At 67.3% G+C, this 23,221-nt stretch carries 25 protein-coding genes; 7 read left to right on the forward strand and 18 right to left on the reverse strand.

Features of this window, described 5'->3' with window-relative positions:
- Nucleotides 1-65: 65 nt before the first annotated feature.
- Entirely contained in the window at nucleotides 66-455 is a 390-nt protein-coding gene (locus IB259_RS28925) for an OsmC family protein (protein WP_054453530.1), read from the forward strand.
- 39 nt (nucleotides 456-494) lie between these two features.
- Here IB259_RS28925 and IB259_RS28930 read toward each other — a convergent pair whose 3' ends face one another.
- From IB259_RS28930 to IB259_RS28950, 5 genes are all read right to left on the reverse strand, one after another.
- A complete protein-coding gene (locus IB259_RS28930) occupies nucleotides 495-1,100 on the reverse strand; it encodes a hypothetical protein (protein WP_119449602.1) in 606 nt (201 codons plus the stop codon).
- Nucleotides 1,101-1,164: 64 nt separating this feature from the next.
- Nucleotides 1,165-2,283: a glycosyltransferase family 4 protein gene (locus tag IB259_RS28935; RefSeq protein ID WP_192330834.1), complete on the reverse strand. Its 1,119-nt coding sequence runs from the start codon at nucleotides 2,281-2,283 to the stop codon at nucleotides 1,165-1,167.
- The gene (locus tag IB259_RS28940; RefSeq protein WP_054453525.1) at nucleotides 2,258-3,214 is read right to left on the reverse strand and encodes a glycosyltransferase family 9 protein; all 957 of its coding nucleotides are present in this window, start codon (nucleotides 3,212-3,214) and stop codon (nucleotides 2,258-2,260) included. The genes IB259_RS28935 and IB259_RS28940 overlap by 26 nt, the downstream gene beginning before the upstream one ends.
- A gap of 183 nt (nucleotides 3,215-3,397) precedes the next feature.
- A complete protein-coding gene (locus tag IB259_RS28945) occupies nucleotides 3,398-3,748 on the reverse strand; it encodes a hypothetical protein (protein ID WP_054453523.1) in 351 nt (116 codons plus the stop codon).
- A gap of 215 nt (nucleotides 3,749-3,963) precedes the next feature.
- Entirely contained in the window at nucleotides 3,964-4,497 is a 534-nt protein-coding gene (locus IB259_RS28950; RefSeq protein WP_125472929.1) for a DUF421 domain-containing protein, read from the reverse strand.
- Nucleotides 4,498-4,604: 107 nt separating this feature from the next.
- On the opposite strand from IB259_RS28950, the gene IB259_RS28955 reads away from it, so the two are divergent.
- The 3 genes from IB259_RS28955 to IB259_RS28965 all read left to right on the forward strand — a co-directional run bounded on the left by IB259_RS28955 (nucleotide 4,605) and on the right by IB259_RS28965 (nucleotide 7,257).
- Entirely contained in the window at nucleotides 4,605-4,784 is a 180-nt protein-coding gene (locus IB259_RS28955; RefSeq protein WP_125472928.1) for a hypothetical protein, read from the forward strand.
- A 174-nt stretch (nucleotides 4,785-4,958) separates the two neighbouring features.
- Nucleotides 4,959-5,357, forward strand: coding sequence for a PRC-barrel domain-containing protein (locus IB259_RS28960; protein ID WP_054453518.1), 399 nt, complete (start codon nucleotides 4,959-4,961; stop codon nucleotides 5,355-5,357).
- A 145-nt stretch (nucleotides 5,358-5,502) separates the two neighbouring features.
- Nucleotides 5,503-7,257 carry a hypothetical protein gene (locus IB259_RS28965; RefSeq protein WP_192330835.1) on the forward strand — a complete coding sequence of 585 codons (1,755 nt, stop codon included), beginning with the start codon at nucleotides 5,503-5,505 and terminating at the stop codon, nucleotides 7,255-7,257.
- On the opposite strand, the gene IB259_RS28970 is transcribed toward IB259_RS28965, so the two are convergent.
- The gene (locus tag IB259_RS28970; protein ID WP_119449577.1) at nucleotides 7,254-8,339 is read right to left on the reverse strand and encodes a mechanosensitive ion channel family protein; all 1,086 of its coding nucleotides are present in this window, start codon (nucleotides 8,337-8,339) and stop codon (nucleotides 7,254-7,256) included. The two genes, IB259_RS28965 and IB259_RS28970, sit on opposite strands and share 4 nt — an antisense overlap.
- A gap of 111 nt (nucleotides 8,340-8,450) precedes the next feature.
- Here IB259_RS28970 and IB259_RS28975 point away from each other — a divergent pair, with 111 nt between their 5' ends.
- Nucleotides 8,451-8,654 carry a hypothetical protein gene (locus IB259_RS28975; protein WP_054453512.1) on the forward strand — a complete coding sequence of 68 codons (204 nt, stop codon included), beginning with the start codon at nucleotides 8,451-8,453 and terminating at the stop codon, nucleotides 8,652-8,654.
- Nucleotides 8,655-8,657: 3 nt separating this feature from the next.
- Here IB259_RS28975 and IB259_RS28980 read toward each other — a convergent pair whose 3' ends face one another.
- The 12 genes from IB259_RS28980 to IB259_RS29035 form a co-directional block, all read right to left on the reverse strand.
- Nucleotides 8,658-8,891, reverse strand: coding sequence for a hypothetical protein (locus IB259_RS28980; RefSeq protein WP_054453510.1), 234 nt, complete (start codon nucleotides 8,889-8,891; stop codon nucleotides 8,658-8,660).
- A 91-nt stretch (nucleotides 8,892-8,982) separates the two neighbouring features.
- On the reverse strand, nucleotides 8,983-9,543 hold the full coding sequence (locus IB259_RS28985; protein WP_119449578.1) for a DUF4142 domain-containing protein: 561 nt from the start codon (nucleotides 9,541-9,543) through the stop codon (nucleotides 8,983-8,985).
- Between the two features lie 86 nt (nucleotides 9,544-9,629).
- A complete protein-coding gene (locus IB259_RS28990) occupies nucleotides 9,630-10,139 on the reverse strand; it encodes a CinA family protein (protein WP_054453507.1) in 510 nt (169 codons plus the stop codon).
- Nucleotides 10,140-10,174: 35 nt separating this feature from the next.
- The gene (locus IB259_RS28995) at nucleotides 10,175-10,450 is read right to left on the reverse strand and encodes a hypothetical protein (protein ID WP_054453505.1); all 276 of its coding nucleotides are present in this window, start codon (nucleotides 10,448-10,450) and stop codon (nucleotides 10,175-10,177) included.
- A gap of 93 nt (nucleotides 10,451-10,543) precedes the next feature.
- Entirely contained in the window at nucleotides 10,544-10,864 is a 321-nt protein-coding gene (locus IB259_RS29000) for a BON domain-containing protein (protein WP_054453503.1), read from the reverse strand.
- 101 nt (nucleotides 10,865-10,965) lie between these two features.
- Nucleotides 10,966-12,084 carry an FAD-binding oxidoreductase gene (locus tag IB259_RS29005; protein WP_192330836.1) on the reverse strand — a complete coding sequence of 373 codons (1,119 nt, stop codon included), beginning with the start codon at nucleotides 12,082-12,084 and terminating at the stop codon, nucleotides 10,966-10,968.
- Entirely contained in the window at nucleotides 12,081-13,469 is a 1,389-nt protein-coding gene (locus IB259_RS29010) for an NAD(P)/FAD-dependent oxidoreductase (RefSeq protein ID WP_192330837.1), read from the reverse strand. The genes IB259_RS29005 and IB259_RS29010 overlap by 4 nt, the downstream gene beginning before the upstream one ends.
- Nucleotides 13,460-13,762 (reverse strand): (2Fe-2S)-binding protein, encoded by a 303-nt coding sequence (locus tag IB259_RS29015; protein ID WP_192330839.1) that lies wholly within the window; start codon nucleotides 13,760-13,762, stop codon nucleotides 13,460-13,462. The genes IB259_RS29010 and IB259_RS29015 overlap by 10 nt, the downstream gene beginning before the upstream one ends.
- Nucleotides 13,759-15,444, reverse strand: coding sequence for a thiamine pyrophosphate-dependent enzyme (locus IB259_RS29020; protein WP_192330841.1), 1,686 nt, complete (start codon nucleotides 15,442-15,444; stop codon nucleotides 13,759-13,761). The genes IB259_RS29015 and IB259_RS29020 overlap by 4 nt, the downstream gene beginning before the upstream one ends.
- Complete coding sequence (locus IB259_RS29025) at nucleotides 15,441-17,177, reverse strand: hydantoinase B/oxoprolinase family protein (RefSeq protein WP_192330843.1); 1,737 nt, start codon at nucleotides 17,175-17,177, stop codon at nucleotides 15,441-15,443. The genes IB259_RS29020 and IB259_RS29025 overlap by 4 nt, the downstream gene beginning before the upstream one ends.
- 10 nt (nucleotides 17,178-17,187) lie before the next feature.
- Nucleotides 17,188-19,263: a hydantoinase/oxoprolinase family protein gene (locus IB259_RS29030; RefSeq protein WP_192330845.1), complete on the reverse strand. Its 2,076-nt coding sequence runs from the start codon at nucleotides 19,261-19,263 to the stop codon at nucleotides 17,188-17,190.
- Nucleotides 19,264-19,397: 134 nt separating this feature from the next.
- Nucleotides 19,398-20,342, reverse strand: coding sequence for a LysR family transcriptional regulator (locus IB259_RS29035; RefSeq protein ID WP_054453496.1), 945 nt, complete (start codon nucleotides 20,340-20,342; stop codon nucleotides 19,398-19,400).
- A 130-nt stretch (nucleotides 20,343-20,472) separates the two neighbouring features.
- Between IB259_RS29035 and IB259_RS29040 the strand changes: the two genes are divergently transcribed.
- A complete protein-coding gene (locus IB259_RS29040) occupies nucleotides 20,473-21,444 on the forward strand; it encodes a tripartite tricarboxylate transporter substrate binding protein (protein WP_054453494.1) in 972 nt (323 codons plus the stop codon).
- Nucleotides 21,445-21,633: 189 nt separating this feature from the next.
- The gene (locus IB259_RS29045) at nucleotides 21,634-23,139 is read left to right on the forward strand and encodes a tripartite tricarboxylate transporter permease (protein WP_192330847.1); all 1,506 of its coding nucleotides are present in this window, start codon (nucleotides 21,634-21,636) and stop codon (nucleotides 23,137-23,139) included.
- Nucleotides 23,140-23,221: the final 82 nt, after the last annotated feature.

Consider the following 23,221-nt stretch of genomic DNA (forward strand, 5'->3'; position numbering starts at 1 on the left):
GGCCTTCCCCGGTCCCCGATCCAGGCCTAGCCTGTCGGCTCTTTCATCTTCGACAGGAGACCCGCATGGTGAAGGCGAAACGGGTGGGCGTGCCCTATGGCGTGGAAGTAACGAACGGCCAAAACGTCCTGCTCTCCGACACGCAAAAAGACGGCAAGGGAGGAACCGCGGGCATGCGGCCGCACGAACTTCTTGAAAGCGCGCTAGCGGCCTGTGTCTGCATGTCCATCGGCATGGCCGCGGACCGCGCCGGCGTTGCGTTGCCCGAGGCGACGGTGCAGGTGGACATCGATAGGCTGGATGACGAAACCGGATTCGAGGTGAGTTTGCGCTTCGCTGCGGCGCTGACGGCGGCGCAGCAGGATCTGGTTCGCGACGCGGCGCAGGCATCGCCGGTTGCGCGCACGTTGGGCAAGACGGTGCGGGTGCGGCCAGCTGTGTTCCTGGTGGCCTGAAGAGGATGCGGGCAGAACGCGCTTCTGCCCGAGGCTCACCTACTGCCCGAACTCATAAACATAACTATTCGCCGAGCCTGCCGCTTGGTTGTACAGCGGGCACCAGCCGTTGACCGGGGCCACTTCGCAATACCGGTTGCGGCCATACACCTGGGCGATCTTCCAGTCCTGGGTCTTGTCGGCGCGTTCCAGCAGGTACTGCATGCGCACGCCGCGCTCCTTGCGGTCGCGTTCGTCGTTGTCCACCGGAAAGCCGGGCGTGGAGGGCGTGGTGTTGCGGATCTGGGCGACGACGAAGGCGCGCGTGTCGGATTGGACATCGACGTTGACGACACTGCGCTCGTAGATCTCGACGCTGCATTTTTGGTCGCCGTTCTGCCGGGCCTGCAGCTGTGCGGTGCTCAGCGAGTCTTCGGCGGCGCTGAAGGGACGGTAGAGTTCGGCCAGTTCCTTGCAGGCGGTGGCGGTATAGCGGTCGTGCGCGTCGCGCACCTGCCACCAGGATTTCACCGCCGCTTCCGGCGTGTTGGCGGCCAGCTGCAGTTGCGGCGTGGCGGCTTGAAGCCGTTCCCAGGGGGTCTCTTCCTGCTTGGAGCAACCCGTCAAGGCGATTGCCAGAACGAGCAGTAGGGCGGGCTTGGTCACGGTACTGAATCGGGTAAACAAATCGGGGGCACCATGATACCCCTTCCGCCGTGGCGCCCGCCCTTCAGGCGGGACGCAATGCCCGCTTGTACGCTTCCAAGGTGCTGAACATCTTGCCCGCAAGCCGGAAATTGGCTTCGGCGTAGGCCCGGGCGTTACCGATCATGGCTTCGGTTTGTCCCGGATCGCCGCGGATTTGCATGATGCGGTCCGCGTAGCCGGCGACGTCGCCCGGCGCAGCCAGCCAACCGGTCTGGCCCGGCGTGACGATTTCCGGCAATCCGCCCACGTCGCTGGCGACCACGGGGCGGCGCGCGGCGAACGACTCGGGTACCACGCGCGACCAGGCTTCGGTGGCCGAAGGCACCAGCACCACGTCGGCGGCGCGGATCATCTCCGCAATATTGTTGCGATGACCGGCGAACACCACATGTTCGGAAATGCCCAGATCCACGGTCAGCTGGTGCAGCGCATAGGCATAGGGCTTGGTGCTGGCGGTGGGCATGCCGACCACCAGCGCGATGGCGGGCAGGCCCTGGCGGCGCAGCCGGTGCACCACGCGCAACAGATCGGCCTGGCCCTTCTCGGGACGCAGCATGCCTATGGTGGCAATGACGCAGGCGCTGTCGGGGGCACGGATGCCCAGTGCTTGCCGGGTGCGCAGGCGTGACTGCGGCGTGTCGCCGGATTGGAAGAATTCGTCCGCGGCCCATTCTCCGACCACGCTGATCCGCTGCGCGGGCGCCAGGCGCGCCGCGACGAGTTCCTGCTTGCCCAGCAGGCTGGTCGCGATGACGTGGTCGCAGCCGATTTTCCATTCCAGCCGGCGACGCGGCGAGGAAGGCATGGGCTTGGCGAAGTGGCGCGTCCTGACGACCGAGCACAGGTCGCGGCACAGCGCGGCGGTCTTGCCGTCGGCGCGACTGTGGCTGTCGATCAGGTCGATGCGCAGCGTCTTGACCGCGCGCCGCAGCTTCAGGACCGTGGCCGGCGAGTAGGCGGCGTCGAAGTCTATGTCCACGGCGCGCAGGCCGCGCTGCCGGGCTTCGCGCCCGATTTCGCTGTCCGCCGGAGCCGCGATCGCCACTTCGTAGCCATGGCGCTGCAGCCAGGAGGATTGCTCGAGGACGCGGAATTCCAGCCCGCCCAGGCTGCGCTCAGCCAGCGTATGCAGGATGCGCATGATGCTCCAGGACTTTGCGGCAGGCGCCCAGCACGTCGTCGGGCGTGATGGAATTGATGCCGTCGCGGGGATGGCGGGGAACGACCGCGGCGGAGTAGGGGCGATCCCAGAACCACTCCGGGTTGGACTCGTTGAACACGCCCACGTAGGGCACGCAAGCGCCTTGGGCGATATGCGACGGGCCGCAATCGTTGGCCACGATCAGGCGCGCACGCAGCATGAGAGCGCTGAGCTCCGGCACCGAGCGGCAGTAGGCGATGGAAAATTCAGGACGCCGCATGGCTTCCAGCTTGTCGCGTTCGATGACCTCTTGTTCTCCCAGCACGAACAGGTAGCGGGTGTCCGGGCCCAGCAGCAGCTTTAGCCTCTCAGCCAAGCGCAGGTAGTTCAGCAGGCTCCAGCGCTTGAACGCGCCAGACCCGCCGCCCGGGATCAGGACCACGTCGGCCCCCTGCTCGGCATGCTGGTGCGGCTGGGCCAGCGTCTGGAAGCAGCGGCGCGCCACGGCCTCGGCGTCGAACTGCCGGTACGACGCCAACAGCCGGAGATTGGCCAAGCCGATGTATTCGGCAACGCTCTTGCGATGGGAGTGCGTCCAGGCCAGGTCGCTCATCCGCGCGTTGTGAAAGCCGAAGCGCATGGTTGGCCGGCGCAGCAGGTTGATCAGGCCGAAGCGTTCGCTGCTGTGATGCAGGCTGACGCAAACCGGGGTGTGCTTTTTGAGCGTGCGCAGATAGTCACCGAACGTGGCGGCCCGGACGAACTCGTCGACCCAGGGCACGCCGCGGTAGAAGCCGGCCAGGTCGTCGCGGGCCACCACCCGGATCCGCCTGGAAGCCCACCAGGTTTTCAGTTGATAGAGCGCCGGCAGGGCGACGATCTGGTCGCCCAGCCGGGGCTGGCTTCTGACATAGACGACGACTTCCGACATGGGCAACCTCGTTTGCACGGCAGTTTTTTGGAGGTCCGCAGACCGCTGCCGCGCAATGTATCGATCCAGTCGAATGAATCTTTCCGAGGTCTTTTAAGGAGTGTGAAGAACCTGCCGGACGTGCTTTACACAACTAAACAACTACGCCCGTATGCGGTTCGCGTTCACGTCGTCGTTGCGCGCTTACTTGGAACCGCCCGAGTTCGGGTAGCCCGGAGGCGGCGCCGCGCCACCGCCCTTGGTGCTGGGCACGTTGTCGTTGGCTTCGCGGTGGCGGCCCTGCTTGTCGGTCTTGTGCATGTCCGACCGGGTGTGGTCGCTCTTGTTCAGGTTGGGCGGGTTGGTCGGCGTGTTCGGCGTCGCATTTGGCGCGGGCGGCTTCTGTCCGGGCGGCACGGGCTGGTTGGGGGGGACGGCGGTGCTGTCGTTGGGCGTGTTGGACGGCGAGGTGGGCATGGCTGACTGCGCCAGCGCACCGGCCGAAGCCAGTCCGGCGGACAGGGCCAGCGCGTAGGTGAAGGCTCGGATTTTCATGAGTACGCTCCTATGTGGGAAATGCTGGAACCTATCCGCAAGCGTCATGCCCGGCTGCGCACGGCTCTCGGTGATCCTGAAAGGAAAGGTGCTTTGCCCTGTGAACGCCTCGCGTCGCTAGCGGGCGTTCCATCCCAAGCTCGAACGCACCGGAAAAATATACCGATTCGCGCCGCTTCCTCGCCGGTCGTGCGCATTCCTGCTGCGGGTGGACGCTAACCGCAGGCATCGTCGTCTTCCAGCGTGGAGGCGCCCGCCTTGGAGCGCTCTTGCACACGGACCACACTGAACTCTCCTGTTGCCTCCAGATAGGCTCTTTCGACCTCAGCCAGGTTGGCGACGCCTTTCAACCTTAGTTGCTCCATCAGTTCGCTGCGGGTGATGTGCTCTTTCCTGAGTCCATGGACCAGCACTTTGCCGGACCGGATCAGGCAGACGCGCTGTGGCTCAAGCAGGCGACGCAAGGGAGGAACGTAATAGCCCACCCGATCCAGCAGGTAGCTCCAGCCGACTATGGTGGCGACAACGATGATGCCGTCCCCCATGGAGTACGAATCGCCCGACATGGCATTGCCCGCGGCATCCGCCACCAAGACCAGCACCAGCATGTCCGCCATTCCCAGGGAGCCCATGTCACGTCTGCCGGAAATACGCAGCAACGCGTACAGCACCCAATACATGGTCGTGCCGCGGATGATCATTTCGGCAAAGCCCGCCTGCAACTCGAAGATTTGGGCGAATTTTTCCATGGCGTTTCGATAGCAAGCGCCGTGCCGCGTGCGGGCAGCGCAGGCACAGACGCAGTTGGGGCATGGCATTTGCTGAGAGGTCGTGATCCGTCACGAGGACGACCGCCATGAAACCCAAAGACCGCAAACCCAATCCTTCGGCCGATGACACCGACCGGGAACTCCAGGCCAGCCACCGCGATGGGCAGAACCGGACCAAGAAGGAGGGCCATGTCAGCCAAATAGGCACCGGACAGGATCAGCAAAGCAGGCGCAATCGAGGCGCTGGGGCGCGCAGCAAGGGCTGAGCGGCCGCTGCGTACCGTCCCGCCAGCGCGTACGCCAGGCGGGACGTCTTCGAGTGGCCGGATGGGCATGGCGCTTGCTGAATAGGTCCACTCGGATCGAGCGCAAGAAATGGCGTAGCGATACAGCCATGACCGTGGTTCAACGTGGGGATGGTCCCCGCATAGGAGAGACGTATGGAGCATCAAACCAATATCGTTGGCGGCCCCAAGGATTCCGCGACCGGGCCTGGCCCCGAGATCATGGCGGCGGACACCCTTGACGGCAACGACGTCGTCAACGCCTCGGGAGAAAGCCTGGGGTCGATCAAGGACATCATGATCGACGTGCCGCGGGGACGCGTGGCCTACGCCGTGCTGTCGCGCGGCGGCATCCTGGGCATGGGCGACAAGCTCTTCGCGATTCCGTGGGCGGCCTTGACGCTGGACACCGACCGCAAGTGCTTCATCCTGAATGTCGACAAGGAGGTCTTGAAGAACGCGCCGGGCTTCGACAAGGACGACTGGCCCAGGATGGCGGACGAAAGCTGGGCGTTGAGCGTGCACAAGTACTACAACCAGGATCCCTACTGGTAGGGCGCAGCTCGGGAGGGCGGCCGCGAGCCGCCCTTTTTCCCCTCCATTTTTTTCCCTTTCTTCTTCCCATGCCGGTCGGCCGGCCCTTCCCATGCATACTCCTCTTACCCACGATGCTGTTCAGGCAATACGCCCGGCCCGGTTTTTGGGAAGACGCCACGGCGAACGAGCCCCTGTCTCCCTGGGCCGTCAGGCGGCGCTCAACGGCTTCAGCTTCCAGGCGCCGGCCGGTCTGGCCGCGCGTATCCGCCAGCGTATCGAGCAAGCCGAAAACGAAGCCTGGATGGCGCGTCTGTGGCAACGCGACGCCACGCTGTGGACCGGGACCGATGAGGATCGCTGGCTGGGTTGGCTGCAACCGGGCATGGCGCCCCGGGCGCTCGGCCGCATGACGGCAATCTGCCGTAGGTTGTGCGTGGCCGGGTTCTCGGATGCGGTGTTGCTGGGCATGGGGGGCGCCAGCCTCGGCGCAGAGGCGCTGGCCCGTACGCTGGGCGTGGCCAGCGGAGGCTTGCGCCTGCACGTGCTGGATTCCACCGACGCGGCCCAGGTGCGCGCGGTGCAGTCCGCGGTGGATCTCACGCGTTGCCTGTTTGTCGTCTGCAGCAAGTCCGGATCGACCCTGGAATCGCGCATGCTCGCTGCGTACTTCCATGAACAGGTGGCGCGGCGGCTTGGACGGCAGGAAGCGGGGCAGCGCTTTGTCGCCATTACCGATCCGGGATCTCCGATGCTGGACCGCGCGCGGGCGGACGGTTATGCCGCCGTCTTCGAGGGCGAGCCGTCCGTGGGCGGACGCAACTCCGTGCTGTCGCCCTTCGGACTGGTCGCGCTGACGCTGTTGGGGCACGATCCCGCGGCATTCCTGCGCAGCGCCCGCCCCATGGTGCGGGCATGCGCGGCGCAGGCCCAGGCGCGTACCAATCCGGGGTTGCTTCTGGGAGCGCTGCTGGGCGAGGCCGCATTGGACGGCCGCAACAAGCTCACCATCCTGGCCGCGCCCGGGCTGGAGTACGTGGGGTGTTGGCTCGAGCAATTGCTGGCCGAATCAACCGGCAAGAATGGGCGGGGCATCATTCCCGTGGCCCACGAGCCGGCCGGGGATGCGTGCGATTATGGCCGCGACCGCATGTTCGTCCATCTTGCGCGCAGCGATACGCCCGGCGCCGAGCTGGACACGCGCATGCGGCGGCTGGCCGCTGCGGGATTCCCGGTGGCGCGTTGCGAACTGCCGTCTGCCCAGTCGCTCAGCCAGGAGTTCTTTCGTTGGGAAATGGCCACCGCCGTGGCCGCCGCCGTGCTGCGCGTCAATCCGTTCGATCAGCCGGACGTGGAAGCCAGCAAGGCGCGCACGCAGGCCCTGGCGGCGCGCCACGAAGCCGGCATCGGCGTAGCCGACCTTATGCCCCGGCTGGTCGAAGGCGCGCTGGCCTTCCATGGCGAGGCCGAGGGGGCGACCGCGATCGAGTTGCTGGCGTCGTACTTTGCGGGAATGGATCAGGGCGACTACGTGTCGCTGCTGGCCTATGTCGCCCGGAATCCGGTCCATGACGCGCGCCTCGCCGGGATGCGCTGCCGGCTGCGCCAGGCGACCGGCGCTGCAACCATGGTCGGGTTCGGTCCGCGCTACCTGCATTCCATAGGCCAGCTGCACAAGGGCGGCCCCGCGGGCGGACGATTCCTGTTCATTACCGCGGACGCCGGGGAGGAGCTGGAAGCGCCCGGCCACGCCCTGGGTTTCGCCGCCATGCAGCGTGCGCAGGCCTTGGGCGACATGGAAGAGTTGGCCTCGCGGGGCCGGCCGTGCTTGCGCGTGCACATCTCGGGGCCGGTGGAGGCGGGGCTCGCCCGCCTGGCCGCGCTGCTGGACCGTGCGTTGGTCCCACCGGCGCTCCGCTAGCCGGCTTGCTCATCGGCGTCCTGCCGGGCGGGCGCCGGCAGGTGCACGATGCGCTCGGGGAGCGCCAGAGCGATGCCGGCCGTGTCCAGCTCGCGCATGATGCCCAGGTTGATCTCCTGTTGTATGTCCATGTAGCGGTTGTAGTCCGCTGTCATGACGTAGTAGACGGCTTCGTACTCCAGCGCGTTATCGCCGAAACGGGCCAGGTGCGCCCGGTCGTAGCGGGTGCCGGATTGGCGTTCGATCTGCTGTCGGATCAGCTCCGGCACGGTGGCGGCGCGGTCCACCGGCGTCATGTAGGTGATGCGGACGGTGAAGATGATGCGCCGTTGCTGCATCCGCTTGTAGTTCTGGATGGTCTGCTTGAGCAGCTCCGTGTTGGAACACACGATCTGTTCGCCGCCCAGGCTGCGGATGCGCGTCGTCTTCAGGCCCACGTGCTCGATGCTGCCGGCCACCTGTCCGAAGACGATGAAATCCCCAGCCTCGAAGGGCTTGTCGAGCCCGATCGAGATCGAGGCGAACAGATCGCTCAGTATGGTCTGGACCGCCAGCGCGACGGCGACGCCGCCGATGCCCAGGCTGGCCACCAGCGCGGTGATGTTCACGCCCAGATTGTCCAGCATGGCCAGCAGGGCGATGACGGCAACCAGTGTGCGCAGCAGGAACCGGAACAAGGTGGCGGTGACGGCATTGACCTGGCCGCGCGCGGCCAGTGCATGATCCAGTCCCACCTCGACTGCCCGGTCGAGCCACAGGGCGAGCTGAAGCGTCAACAGCACGAACCAAAGATGCTGGGCTTTGCCCGCGCTCCAGGGCAGTGGGGCGCCGATGAATTCGGCGCCGATCAGGATGGACAGCAACAGCAAGATGACACTGTTGGTGCGCCGCAGGACCTCGGAGACCGAACGCGCAAGAGGATGGCCTGGCGTGTCGGCGCGCTGCCGCAGCCGCGACCGCGTGATCCGCAAGGCGGCGCTCAGCGCGAAGAACAACGCGGCGCCCGCCGTCAGCGCCAATGCCCACAGCATCAGCGGATGGTCCGAAAGGCCCCGGACCTCAGGCAACCAGTTTGCGAGCATGCCGTCTCCTGGAGGAAAGCCGCAACGCAGCAATTGCCGTGCCGTCCGCGCGGGCACGTGGTTTGCTGATAGCGAGGCGGCGGCATTCCGCCCGCCTTCAGGAGCAGCGTCATGGACAAAGAGCGCGATACGACGGCGGCGCCCGCCGAGATCTTGAGCGAAGGTGAACTGAGGGCGCGGCGCACGCTCGAAGCAGCGCGGCGCTTGCTCGATCCGCAGGCGGAACCAGCTGCCGCCGTCTCTTCAGTTGAGGCAGAACTCAAGCGCTACGTCAGGGAGGCGTACCACAGGCGCTCATATGGCTCCTATGGTTGAGCGTTACGGCTGCGGTTCGTCCCAGACTGACGCATGCCGATATTGTTCGGCGCGCGCCAGCGTGCGATAGAAATCCGCGCCAACCCGTATCAGCCTTTCCAGCTCTTCGGGCTGCAGCCTGGGCTGCAGCGCCATCAGGCATTCCGCATAGTTGGCCAGCACCTCGGGCCAGTCATGGAAGTCCCGGTCGACCGCTGGCGTGGCGATCATTTGTGCCAATAGTTCCTCGCGATCCATATGCATGTTCCGCAGCAAGCGCACTGGTTGCAGATGCGCCCGCAGGTATGCGCATCTGTTCCTTCGCTGGTACTAATCCTCGGGAAGACTCCTATTTCTTGGCGGCATCCAGGCGTTGCTGCATGGCTGTCGCCATTTCCAGGTGTTGTTGCAGCACCGGCAGGGTCTCGATCGCGAATTGCTTGACGTCGGGATCCTTCACGTCGTTCGAGGCTTTCTCGAAGAGCTTCACCGCGTCCTGGTGCGCGGATACGCCAATCTCGTCCACATAGGCCTTGTCGAAGCTGTCGTCGCGCAAGCCCAGCGCCTTCAGTTTTGCCTGCTGCACCAGCGAGGGTTCGGTCGGCGCCTGATAACCCTTGCCTTGCGCAAGTGTGGCCAATTGCTGGCCGGCCTTGCCGTGGTCGTCGATCATTTTCTGGGCAAACGCCTTCACGTCCGGATCGCGGGCTTTTTCAAGAGCGAGCTTGCTGCCAGCGACTTCCAGGTGGCCGGCCTGGGCTGCGTTCTCCAGGAAGTCCCGGTCGGCGCTGTCCAATTTCGCTGCCGCGGCCGTGGGAGGCGCGGCGGGCGCGGTTTGCGCCTGCGCAGCATGGGCGGCAGCCAACGTCAGCGAGGCGAGGATCGTGGCGGTCAGATAGCGGGTTTTCATGGAAACCTCCAGATTTGGGCGCGGTGCGCCGTTATGGGTGGGAGCCTGCAGCCACCAGCAATCGCTGTTCCCGCCCGTCAGCGACTTCAGCGGGGCTTGGGCTTGCCCGTCAGTTCGGCGTGGTACTCCACCAGACGCTGCAGGGCATAGCGGGCGCTGGCCAGGCGTATGCCGTTGCGGTTGCCGGAGAAGCGCCGGGTTTCGGCGTAGATTGCCGGCGCGGCATCGGCCTGGCCCGCCTTGAAGACCCAGGCATAGCACTGCGTGCCAGCGGGAATGTCGTCGTCGACCGAGTCGGTGACGCCTGTATTGGAAATGGCGATCAGCGCCGGGCTTTGCCGCGATGCGCCCAGCGCCATCTCCCGCGCTACCGGCTCGCTCGTGAGGTTGTGCCGCGCCAGGGTCGCGGGCGTCACCCCAAGGCAACGCATCTTTGCCTGCGGGGAATAGACCACGAATGCGCAGTCCAGCAGCGAACCGGCGCCCGCCACATCCGCCAGCGTGGCGGCGATGAGGCCGGCCGTGCAAGATTCCGCCGTGACCAGCGTCAGGGCGTGTTCATGCATGTACGCGGCGATGCGTTCGATCGCGTCCATGGCGGATGGCGCTTTCCGGTTGACGATCGCCAGGCCTAGCCGCCGTTGCGCACCGGGTCGGGCGGCTTGCGCGATACGCCGGCATGGTCTGCATCGGTGACCCGGTCCGCGCCTATGTCGGCGCCTTCGTGGTCGCGGTCGCGCGGGTTGGCGCTTTCGCGGTCGCCTGTGCCTTGAGCATCGCTATCGGTGTGGACCAGGTCCTGAGGCAGGTCGCTGGCCGAGTCCGACGAATCGCTGGGACCCAGGTCGGGGCGGGGGGAGGGATCGGTCTGGGGATCGGGCAGGGAGTTGACGGGCGTGCCAGGCATGATGATTCTCCGTAGGGCTGCAATGGGCTCTATGAGACGTTGCGCAGCAAGCCGCGTGCCCGGCTGGCCCATCCTCCCGAGCGCCGCCGCGCATTACTGCGGATTTCGCACCTGGATGTTGTTGCGGATCTCCTTCACGCCCGCCACGCCCCGGGCCGCGCCGACGGCGGAGGCCGCGCTGTCTTCGTTGTCCGCAAAGCCGCTGAGCTGGACCACGCCCTGGTAGGTTTCAACCTGTATGGTGTTGGACCGTAAATTGGGCGTCTTCAGCAGCGCCTCCCGCACGCGCGCCGTGGTAGTGACGTCATCGGTGTACTGGCCCGTGCTGCGATGGCCGTCCTGCGCCGCGCAGCCTGCCAGCGCCAAGGCGAGCATTGCTGCGCCCAGGCCGTGAACTATGGATTTTCTGACCATGGATAGTGCTCCTTTGCCGTGGATGGCGGCAGGAAATGCCGCCCCGCGGGAAGCGAGCAACTCGCATGCCTGTGAGGGCCGCGCCCAGGCTCTCGCACCGATCAGGCCTGGGCGGCCTCCCAGCGGCTGGCCGAGAACTTCTCCGCCATGATCAAGCCGCCGCGTCCCATCGCCATTTCGGCGATGACCTCGCCCACCGCCGGCGCGATCTGAAAGCCCCCGCCCGAGAAGCCGAAAGCATGCAGCAGCCGCGGCACCCTGGGGCTGAAGCCGATGACCGGGTTCTTGTCGCTGAAATAGCCTTCGATGCCTGACCAGCAGCGGATCACGCTGGCGCAGGCCAGCGCCGGGACCACGGTCGGAGCGATGCGGCCGAGTTCGGCGAGCGCGGCGCGGCCCGGCCGGCTGCGGTCTCCCGGCAGCGCGCTGCCGTAGCCGCCGCCCATGACCACATTGCCGCGCGCGACCTGGCGGGCATAGAAGCCGCCGCCTTCCACGCCCAACGACACGCCGATCTGCGGCGTGAGAGGCTCGGTGACCAGCATGGTCGGATACTTGACCTGCAGGGGCAGGTCGTCGCCGAACCAACGGGCTACCGCCGCGCCCCAGGCGCCCGCCGCATTGATGACGGTGTCGGCGCGGATGCGCCGGCCGTCGGCGGCAGTCAGCAGGAAGCCGCTACCCTGGGTGTCTGCCTGCGTGATGGCGCAATGTTCGAGCAGGCTGGCGCCGGCGCGCGCAGCGGCATGGGCGAAGGCGGGCGCGACCAGTCGCGGATTGGCCTGGCCATCCTCCGGACATAGCGAGCCGCCGGCAATGCCCGGACCCAGCGCGGGAAAGCGGCGACGCAGCTCGGCGGCGTCGATGATCTCCAGGCCCAGGTCGAAGTCGCTGACCTTGTCGCGGTAGGCACAAAGCTTCTCCAGGTCGGACTCGGAGCGCGCCAGCTTCAGGTGGCCGCTGCGCACGTATTCCGCATCGGTGCCGATGAGGTCCGGCAGGCGCGACCAGATGCCGTGTGCGCGCTGCGCCAGATACAGCTGCTCGATCGAGCGTCCCTGGCGGCGTACGCCACCGAAGTTGACGCCGCTGGCGCGTGCGCCGCTTGCGCCGCCGTCGATCAGCGCCGTGGCGACCCCCATGCGGCGCAGCGCCAGGGCGGCGCTGGCGCCCACCAGGCCGGCGCCGATGATGGCGACTTCCGTGTGCAGCGGGTTCATGGTTCCACCTTGCCGAGCATGGACAGGTTCAGGGGCTTGACGGGCGCCTGCCCGCGTAGCCGGCCTATGTCCGCCAAGGCCAGACCGCGGCAGTCGGCCAGCAGCTCGGCCGCGCCCGCCTGGCACATGCGTCCCTGGCACAGGCCCATGCCGATGCGCGTCAGCGCCTTCAAGCGGTTGAGATCGTGGATGGCGTATTGCGCGGCCGCGGCGCGCAACGTGCCGGCGCGCACTTCCTCGCAGCGGCAGACCATGACGGAGTCGTCGCAGTCGGCGCCCGCGCCCGGCAGGGGAAAGGCCCGGTCCAGGCCGCGGCGGAATTGCGCCCAGCGCGCCTGGCGGCGGGCCAGCCACTGCACCCTGGCGGCGCTGACGTCGATGCCGCTGTCTGCCAGCATGGCCAGCGCGGCGCGTTCGCCCGCAAGCTCGGCCAGGACCGCGCCGCCGATGCCGGCGCCGTCGCCGGCCAGATAGACGCCGGTCGCCGTGCTGCGGCCGTCCGGGTCGCGGCGCGGCAGCCAGGCGCGCTGCGCGGCATCGAAGTCGAAGGCGCAGTCCAGCAGGTCGGCAAGCTGCGTTTCCGCGCGCAGCCCGTGGCCCACCGCAAGCGCGTCGCAAGCAATGGCGCGCTGCTTGCCGCCCAGGGTCGCAAGCGCGCGCTCGACGCGGCCTGCGCCTTCGGCCGCATCCAGCCGTGCGCCATGGTGCACCGGCACGCCGTGGGCGCGCAGCCAGCCCAGGTAGTACATGCCTTTGGCCAGCATGCCGGGCTGGCTCAGCAGCGCCGGCGCGGCGCGGACCTGGCTGCCTGGCGGCGCGCAGTCCAGCACGGCCTGCACCTGGGCGCCGGCGCGCGCATATTGGTAGGCGACCAGATAGAGCAGGGGGCCAGTGCCGGCGAACACGATGCGCGGCCCAAACGTACAGCCCTGGCTCTTCAGCGCGATCTGCGCGCCGCCCAGCGAGTAGACGCCGGGCAGGGTCCAGCCCGGGAAGGGCAGGACGCGGTCGGTGGCGCCGGTGGCGAGCAGCAGCCGTGAGTAGGGCAGGGTTTCCAGTTCGCCGTCGCGGACCAGGTCCAGGCAGCCCTGGGCGGCATTCCACACTGCGGTGGCGGCGCGATAGTCGGCGCGGGCGGCCAGGTCCGCGCCCGCCGCGTGGATGGCTTGCGCGCGCTTCCATTCGAAGCCATAGCGCTGGCGCGCGGTGCCGCGAGGGGCCGCGCCCTGGCGATAGATCTGGCCGCCAGGCAAGGCGGCTTCGTCCACGATCACCGGACGCACGCCGTGGCGCAGCAGCGTCTGCGCGGCGCGCACGCCCGCGGGCCCGGCGCCCACCACCACCATGCGCGGCGAGTCATCGGCGCCGGGCGGGTTCATTTGCATGCGAGTTCTCCGGGCTGGGCGCTGACCAGTGCCATGCCGTCTTCGACTGCGGTGGAACAGGCGCGCAGGCGTGCGCCGTCCGCCGTCTGCACCCAGCAATCCTGGCAGGCGCCCATCAGGCAGAAGCCCGCGCGCGGCGCGCCTTCGCCCAAGGTGACGCGCAGGTGCTGCGCGGCCAGCAGCAACGCCGTCAGCACGGTGTCGCCCTCATGGGCTTGCAGCGGCAAGCCGTTCCAGGTCAGGCGCAGCGGCGTCGATTCGGGCGCCGACACGCGGCGCAGCAGCGGTTTCATGCGGCGGTCTCCGCGCGGCGCAGTTGCGACAGGGTGCGGTCGGGCAGGATGATGTCGGCGTCGTAGCGCAGTTCCACGATGGCCGGCATGCGATGCTCCCGGGCATACGCCAGCGCGGCATCATAGGCCGGCGCAAAATCCTGCGTGCGCTCGACCGCAGCGCCGTAGCCGCCATAGCTGTGCGCGAGCCGCGCGAAATCGGGGTTGACCAGTTCCGTCGCCAGGGCGCGTCCGGGATAGGCGCGCTCCTGATGCAGGCGGATGGTGCCGAACAGGCCATTGTTGAAGACCAGCACCACAATGCCCAGCCGGTACTGCGCTGCGGTGGCCAGCTCCTGCATGGTCATCTGGAAACAGCCGTCGCCGGCGAAGCAGACCACGGCCGCATCGCGGTCGCGCAGCTTGGCCGCGATGGCTGCGGGCAGGCCGTAGCCCATGGCGCCGACGGCGGGCGCAAGCTGGCTGCCCGGTCCCTTGAAGGCGATGTGCCGGTGCGCATAGAGCGCGTAATTTCCCGCGCCCACCGTGACGCAGGAATGCCGCGGCAGCGTGGCCGCGACGTGGCGCGCCGCCGCGTTCAGGTCCAGCGGGCCGGGCGTGGGCGGCAGCGCAGGCGCTGCGGCGGCCGCTACAGCGCCCCGGCGGCGCGGCTGCCAGCCCGGCGTCGGCGCCAGTCCCGATGCGGCCTGGGCGAAGCCGTCCACACTGGCGACCATGCCCAGCGCCGGCGTGCACAGCCGCCCGATCTCGTTGGCGTCCGGGTGGATGTGGATCAGCGTCTGGCGCGGCGTGGGCGAGGCCAGCCATTCATAGTTGATGGTCGTCGGTTCGCACAGGCGGGTGCCCAGCGCGATGACGAGGTCGCTGTCCATGACGGCGCGCTTCTGGTGCGGGGGCATGCTGGCGCTGACCTGGCCCACGAAATTGGGATGGTCGTTGTCGAACAGCTCCAGGCGTCGCCAGGCGGTGGCCACGGGCAGGTCGAAGCGCAGCGCGAAGTCGCGCACGGCCTCGCGCGCGGCTTGCGGCCAGCGCGAGCCGCCCAGCAGCAGCAAGGGCCGCTCCGCCGCTTCCAGCAAGTCACGCAGGCGCAGCATGTCGGCGTCGGCCGGACGGGCGCAGGGCGGCTGTGGCGTAGCGGCCAGAGCCACGTCGGCGACGCTGGACAGCATGTCTTCGGGCAGGGAGAGGACCACTGGCCCGGGGCGTCCGCTAGTGGCGATCGCCCAGGCGCGCGCCAGGTATTCGGGAATGCGGTCGGCCCGCTCGATCTGCGCGACCCATTTCGCCAGCGGCGCGTACATGGCGCGGTAGTCCACTTCCTGGAAGCATTGGCGGTCGGCGGTGTCGCCGCCGACCTGGCCGATGAACAGGATCATGGGCGTGGAGTCTTCCCTTGCGGTGTGCACGCCGATCGCCGCATTGGTGGCGCCCGGGCCGCGCGAGACAAAGCAGATGCCCGGCTGACCGGTCAGCTTGCCATGCGCCTCGGCCATGTAGGCGGCGCCTCCTTCCTGGCGGCAGACCACCGCTTCGATCGCGTCGCGCCGGGCGTAGAGCGCATCGATGCATGGCAGGAAGCTTTCGCCCGGCACCATGAACACGCGCTCCACGCCATAGGCCTGCAGCTGCGCGACCAGCAGTTCGCCGCCGCTGCGGGCGCCGGGGGCAGGCGCGTTCATGCCGCGTCTCCTTGCAGCGCCAGCGCCACGCGTTCCGCGCCATAGTCGCGTTCGGCCGCGGCACGGCTGACCTTGCCGCCCAGCACGTCGTTGCGGATGGCGGCCACGCTACGGTCAGCGGGCGCGCCGTAGCCGCCGCCGCCGGGCGTTTCCAGGCGCACGGACTGGCCGCTGGCCAGGCCGTGGCTGGCGATCTTGTTGGGCAGGCGCTGCTCGTCGGCGCGGCCGGGGTTCTGGATCACGCGCGAGGTGCCCCCCTCCAGGCCGCCGTTCAGGCCGGCCGCGCCAAACAGCGCGGCGTCGCAGCGGATGGTGCAGATCAGCTGGTCATGCAGCGAACGGATCTGGCGCGCGATGCCCATGCCGCCGCGGTGGCGGCCCGCGCCGCCGCTGTCGTTGACCAGCGCGTACTCCTCGACCAGCAGCGGGTACTCGATCTCCAGCGCTTCGGCGGGCAGGTTGGAGGTATTGGTCACGTGCACCTGGATGCCGTCCATGCCGTCGCCCTGCGCGCGTCCGCCCGCGCCGCCGCCCAGCGTTTCCAGGTAGACGAAGGTGCCCTTGCCGTCCTGCATGGGCACGGAGAACAGCATGGAAGGCATGACGTCGTTGCACGAAGCCATGGCGCGGTCTGGCGGCAACAGCTGGCCCAGCGCGCCGATCACCGTGCCGGCCACGCGCTGCGCGGTGGTGACGCGCGCGCCCACCGCCGCCGGAAAGCGCGGGTTGGTAATGGTGCCCTCGGGGGCGGTGATGGTGATGGGCTGGAACAGGCCGTTGTTGGGCATGAGCTCGGGGTCGAGCATGGCCTTCACCGCGAAGTAGACGCTGGCGTTCAGGGCGCTGGCGGGCAGGTTGAATGCGCCGCGCGCCTGCTTGCTGGTGCCGGTGAAATCGACATGGAGCTGGCCGTCGCGCGCCTCTACGTTGGCCTGGATGGTGACGGGATCGCCGCCCATGCCGTCGTCGTCCATGCGCTCGGTGAAGGTATAGGTCCCGGTCGGCAGTTGTGCGATGCGGTTGCGCAGGCGTCTTTCGGTGTACACCATGATGCTGTCGATGGCGGACAGCACGGTCTCCAGGCCCGACTGCTGCACCAGTTCCAGCATCAGCCTGGCGCCCTTGTCGTTGGTGGCGATCTGGGCGCGGATATCGTGCATCCGGTTGTCCGGTTCGCGCGTGTTGTGCGCAATCATCTCCAGCAGGTCCATGTCCAGCTCGCCCTCGCGCACGATGCGCATGGCCGGCAGGCGGATGCCTTCCTCCCAAACCGTCTTCAGATGGTGCGACGTGGAGCCGGGAACGGCGCCGCCGACGTCGGTATGGTGGCCGATGTTTGCCGCGAAGAAACGCAGCACGCCTTCGTGAAAGATGGGAGTGATGACGGTGATGTCGGGCGCGTGCGTACCGCCGGCCAGATAGGCGTCGTTGCACAGGAACGCGTCGCCCGGACGCACGCCGGCCGCGCCGTAGCGCCGCAGCACGGCGTCTATGCCGCCGGACAACGATCCCAGGTGCACCGGCACGTGGGCCGCCTGCGCTACCAGGCGGCCGGCGGCGTCGAACAGCGCCACGGAGCAATCCTTGCGCTCCTTGATGTTGGTGGAAAAGGACGAACGGATCAGCGTGTTGCCCATTTCCTCGGTAATGGACAGCAGGCGGTTGCTGAAGACCTCCATTTCGATGGGGTCGAAGGTGTCCGTGCCGGCAGCGGAAGTCGATCGATTGGTCATGGCGTACGCCTTAGCTGTTGAGGTTGACGACGAGGTTGCCGTATTCGTCGGCGCGCGCCTGCTGGCCCGGCAGCACGACGGTGGTCGAGCTCATTTCCTCGATCACGGCCGGACCGTCCACGGGCACGCCCACCGGCAGCAGGGCGCGGCGCAGAATGGGCGTGTCCACCCAGCCCGCCCCTTCGAAGTACACGTTGCGGCGTTCCTTCAGGGCGCCGGCCACGCTTTCGCCGCCTTGCACGCGGGCCAGGGGCGCGCGTGGCACCAGGCCGATGGCGCGCACCCGGCAATTGACGATCTCCACCGGACGGCCGGCGGCGTCATAGCCATACTCGCGCACGTGCGCCGCGCTGAATGCCGCGACGAACTCATCCAGCGGCATCAGCTGCATGCCATCCAGCGGCACGGCGATTTCGAAGTTCTGGCCCTGGTAGCGCGCGTCGATCACGGCGGACAGGCGCTGCTCCGAGTCGTTCACGCCTTCGCTGGACAACCAGGCGCGCGCCTTGCCGGCCAGGGCTTCCAGCGCCTGCCGCACGGCGGTCCAGCCGTCCGCGGTGGCGTGCGCCATCAGCGTCTGCACGAAGTCCATGGAAATGTCGGACAGCAGGATGCCGCGCGCGCACATGGTGCCCGGCTCCTGCGGAATCAGCAGGGTGCCGATGCCGCAATCGCGCGCCAGTTCGGCGGCATGCAGGCCGCCCGCGCCGCCAAAGGCGCAGAGGGCGAACTTGCGGATGTCATGGCCCCGTTCGGTGGAGACCGCGCGTACCGCGCGCGCCATGTTGGAGTTGGCGATGCGCAGAATGCCGTAGGCGGCTTCTTCCACGCTCAGTCCCAGCGGGCGGGCGATCTGCGCCTCCAGCGCCTCGCGCGCCTGGCGCGCATGCACGGCCATGCGGCCTTCCAGCAGCGCGACTGGATTCAGCCGGCCCAGCACGACGTGGGCGTCGGTGATGGTCACGACCTGGCCGCCCCGGTTGTAGGCGATGGGGCCGGGCACAGCACCCGCGCTCTGCGGGCCGACCTTGAGCGCGCCCGCGTCGTCGATGCGCGCGATGCTGCCGCCGCCCGCGCCGATGACGTGCACGTCCACCATCTGGGTCTTGACCGGATAGTCGGCCACCAGGCGGCTGGAGGTGAACAACGGCCGCAGCTCGGCCACCAGCGACACGTCGGTGCTGGTGCCGCCCACGTCAAAGGTGATCAGGTTGGGCAGCGCAGCCACGCGGCCCAGTTCGGTCGTGCCGATCACGCCGGCGGCGGGGCCCGAAACGCAGGTGCGCACCGGAGCCGTCAGCACCGATTCCACCGACATCAGACCGCCATTGGAATGCACCGTGGTCGGCTCGGCCGCCACGCCCATGGCGCGCACCGAACTTACCAGGTTGCGCATGTAGCCAGCCATGCGCGGGCCGACATAGGCATTGAGCGCGGTAGTGGACATGCGTTCATATTCGCGGAACTCAGGCAGGATCTCGCTGGACACGCTCAGATAGACGCCCGGCAGGTGTTCGGCCAGGATGTCGCGGGTGCGGCGTTCGTGGGCATCGTTGCGGTAGCTGTGCATGAAGCAGATGGCGACCGATTCGACGCGGGCTGCGGCCAGCTCGCGCGCCACCGCCACCACCTCGTCTTCGTCCAGCGCCTGCAGCACGGAACCGTCGGCGCCGACGCGCTCGGTCACTTCGAAGCGCCACTCGCGCGGCGCCAGGGGTTGCGGCTTGGTGACGTTGTAGTCGTACAGATGGGGGCGTGTCTGCCGGCCGATCTCCAGCACGTCGCGAAAGCCGCGGGTGGTGACCAGCGCGCAGCGCGAACCCCTGCGCTCGATGACCATGTTGGTGGCCACCGTGGTGCCGTGGCCCACGTGCGCCAGCTCGGAGCCGGCGATCTCGTGTTCGCGGATCAGATGGGCCAGGCCCGTCTGGATGGCCTCGGACGGATCGTGCGGTGTCGAAGGCACCTTGAAATAATGCAGTTCACCGGTGTGCTCGGCGAGCAGGGTGAAATCGGTGAACGTGCCGCCTACGTCGAAGCCGACGCGAAAACGGCGGGTGCCCGGGGCGGATGCGGTCTGGGTCACGCTGGTCTCCAGGATGCTGGCGCGCAAGGCGCCGGGAGTGGGATGACCAGAATGCTATTGACGCACCATCATTCGGTCCAATCAAAGATTGGTATCAGTGATTATCACTGTTGTGAATGATTTGTCGGTACGGATCAGTACGGATGGGACTCTGCCGGCTGCGCCTGGTCGAACACCATTCCTTGCGCCTGGCAGACCTTGAGTATCTCTTCGCGCAGCCAGCGATGCGCGGGGATGTTGTCCGAGCGTTCATGCCAGATCAGGTTGACCGTGCGCGGCGCGAACGGGAAGGGCGCCTCGACGGCTTCCAGCAGATGGCTGTAGGGGCTGTTGCGCACGGTGTTCAGCGGCACCACGCAGATCAGGTCGGTTTCGGCCAGCAGGCGCGGCGCCAGGGCGAACTGGTTGATGGTGAGCACCACGTTGCGCTTGTAGCCGTGGGGCGCGAGCTCATGGTCGATCAGGGTCGGCGTGCCCAGCAGGCTGACCATCAGATGGCGCGCGCGCAGGAAGCTGTCCAGCGTGAAGCGCGGCTGCGCCAGCAGCGGGTGGCCCTTGCGCATGGCGCAGACGTAGGTCAGCGTTTCCAGCGGCAGGGTGCGCAGGGACGAGCCGAAGTTCGAATACACGCCCGCCGCCATGTCGACTTCGCCTTTTTCCAGCAGCACGCCGGCGTTGTCCAGCGAGTAGGGATGCAGATGGATGCGGACATTGGGCGCCACTGTCTGCTGCTCCACGAACAGCGGCCGGATGACCTGGTCCGCCACGTAGTCGGACATGGCCATGCGGAACACGGCCTCGGAACGCGCCGGGTCGAAATCGTTGCGCTCCAGCGTGTCGGCGATGCGGGCCAGCGCGTCGCGGATCGGGGGCCACAGCAGTTCGGCGCGCTGCGTGGGCAGCACGCCGCCCTGGATCTTCACGAACAGCGGATCCTTCAAGGTCAGGCGCAGCCGGTTGATGGCGTTGCTGACCGCGGGCTGCGTCATGTGCAGCGCGGAGGCCGCGCGCGTGACGTTGCGTTCGGTCATGACCGCATCGAAGATGCGCAGCAGGTTCAAGTCCATCGAGGTCAGCATCGCAGTCCTGGGTGATTATCAAATTTGGTGATAGAGATCTATTTTAATTGTTGATTAGCCATATAACGCGGGACCGCTTAATCTTCCCCGGGTGCAAGCGCAGTCGATACACCACGAGGGGAAATCATTGATGGTCAAGCATCTGAAAACTCTGGCCGCTGCCTGTCTGGCGGCCGGGATCGCCGCGCCCGCGATGGCCGCGGACGCCTATCCCAGCAAGCCGATCACGATCGTCCTGCCCTACGCGACGGGCGGGTCCGCCGACATGCTGGCGCGCTTCGCCGCGCAGGCTTTGCAGACTGAACTGGGCAAGCCGGCCATCGTCGAGGCCAAGCCGGGCGCGGGCGGCGTGCTGGGCACCGAGTTCGTCTCGCGCGCCGAGCCGGACGGCTACACGCTGGCGTTGACCGCCAGCGGCACCATGGCCGTCAATCCCTACGTCTACAAGCTGCGCTACAAGCCGCTGGAAGACTTCAAGCAGATCACGGTACTGGTCGACCTGCCTTTCGTGGTGGTCACGAACAATGAATTCCCCGCCAAGAATCTCAAGGAATTCATCGACTACGGCCGCAAGAACCCGAACAAGATCACCTTCGGCAATGCCGGCTTGGGCACCCAGCAACACCTGACCCAACTCATGTTTGCGCGCGCCGCCGGCATGCAGGTCAACATCGTGCCCTACAAGGGCAGCAGCCCGGCCATGAACGACCTGCTGGGCGGCCATATCGACGCGGTGCTGGACAATACCGGCGTGCAGACGCCCTTCATCAAGGCAGGCAAGGTGCGGCCCTTGTTCGTCACGAACCCGGAACGCGTGGCGGCCTTGCCCGATGTGCCCACCGCGCCAGAAGCCGGCCTGCCCGGGTTCTCCGCGGTCGCCTGGTTCGGCCTGGCCGCGCCCAAGGGCACGCCGGACGAGATCGTCGACAAGATCCAGCAGGCCCTGGCGCGCGAGTTCGCCAAGCCGGAAATGAAGCAGCGCCTGCTGGACCTGGCGATGATTCCGCGCGTGTCCACGCCGGCCGAGACCACGGCCCGTGTGAAGAGCGACCTGGAAACCTTTGGCAAGATCGCCAAAGAGGTCGACCTGAAGCCGATGTGACGGGACGGCTTTGCCGCGTCAGCGGCATGGCCTTCTTGCGCGCCACGGCGGATGGCGCGCGCAGCGTTCAAGCGCGCCGATCCGCCCTGATCTCACCGATCTCCAGTCCGTAAAAACCCGGGTTCCTTGGCTTTTTATATCGCACTACGATCTATTTTCGTATGACGATAAAAACACCAAGGAGCGGGGATGGAACTTATCGATAACCTCATGCTGGGGTTCTCCGTGGCGTTCACGCCGGAGAACCTGCTGTATGCGCTGTTGGGATGCGTCCTGGGCACGCTGGTGGGCGTGTTGCCTGGCTTGGGCCCTGTGCCCACCATCGCGATGCTGCTGCCGATCACCTATGTGCTGCCGCCCGTTGCGGGGCTGATCATGCTGGCGGGCATCTACTACGGGACACAGTACGGCGGCTCGACCACCGCCATACTCGTCAACCTGCCAGGCGAGACATCGGCGGTCGTCACCGTGCTCGACGGCCACCAGATGGCCCGCAACGGCCGCGGCGGCGCCGCGCTGTCGCTGGCCGCCATCGGCTCCTTCTTCGCGGGCTCTGTGGCCACCATGCTGATCGCGGCATTCGCGCCGCCGCTGGCCGAGGTCGCGTTCAAGTTCGGGCCGGCCGAGTACTTCTCGCTGATGACGCTGGGCCTGGTCGGGGCGGTGGTGCTGGCTTCGGGCTCGCTGGTCAAGGCGATCTGCATGATCCTGTTGGGGCTGCTGCTTGGCCTGGTTGGCACGGACGTCAATTCGGGCGTCGCCCGATATGACTTCGGCATCCCGGAGCTGCAGGACGGCATCAATTTCGCGATCGTGGCGATGGGTGTGTTCGGCTTTGCCGAGATCATGAACAACCTGGAACTGAAGGACAAGCGGGTCGAGATCACGGACAAGGTGGGTTCGCTGTATCCCAACCGGCAGGAGGTCCGCGAAGCGGCGCCCGCGATCGTGCGCGGCACCGCGGTCGGATCGATGCTGGGCATCCTCCCCGGAGGCGGCTCGGTGCTGTCGGCCTTCGCTTCCTACACTCTGGAAAAGAAGCTGTCCAAGGAACCCGGGCGTTTCGGCAAAGGCCACCCGGCCGGCCTGGCCGGGCCGGAGTCGGCCAACAATGCGGGGGCGCAGACGTCGTTCATCCCCTTGCTGACGTTGGGCATCCCGGGCAACGCGGTGATGGCGCTGATGGTGGGCGCGATGACCATCCACAATATCCAGCCCGGCCCCCAGGTCATGACCAGCCATCCCGACCTGTTCTGGGGCCTGATCGCATCGATGTGGATCGGCAACCTGATGCTGGTCATCCTCAACCTGCCGCTGGTCGGGCTTTGGGTCAAGCTGCTCAAGGTTCCCTACCGCGTCCTGTTTCCGGCGATTCTGGTGTTCTGCACGATTGGGGTGTATTCGCTCAACTACAACACCTTCGATCTGTACATGACGGCCTTCTTCGGGGTCGTCGGCTACATCTGGAGCAAGCTGCGCTGCGAGGGCGCGCCGCTTCTGCTTGGCCTGGTGCTCGGCCCGATGATGGAAGAGAACTTCCGCCGCGCGCTGTTGCTGTCGCGCGGCGATTTCACGACATTCGTGGAACGGCCGCTGTCCGCGTCCCTGCTGGGCGCGGCAGTGGTGCTGGTCGTGCTGGTCGCGCTGCCGAACATCCGCAAAAAGCGCGAAGAAGCGTTTGTCGAAGAGGACTGAGGCCGGGCCGCTTCCGCCTTTCGGCGGACCGGCCGTACTTTAGGCTGAAGACGTCCGGCTCCTGCGATCCGCGGTACAGATT

The organism is Achromobacter sp. ACM04 (genome assembly GCF_014851465.1).
Lineage (GTDB): Bacteria > Pseudomonadota > Gammaproteobacteria > Burkholderiales > Burkholderiaceae_B > Achromobacter > Achromobacter aegrifaciens.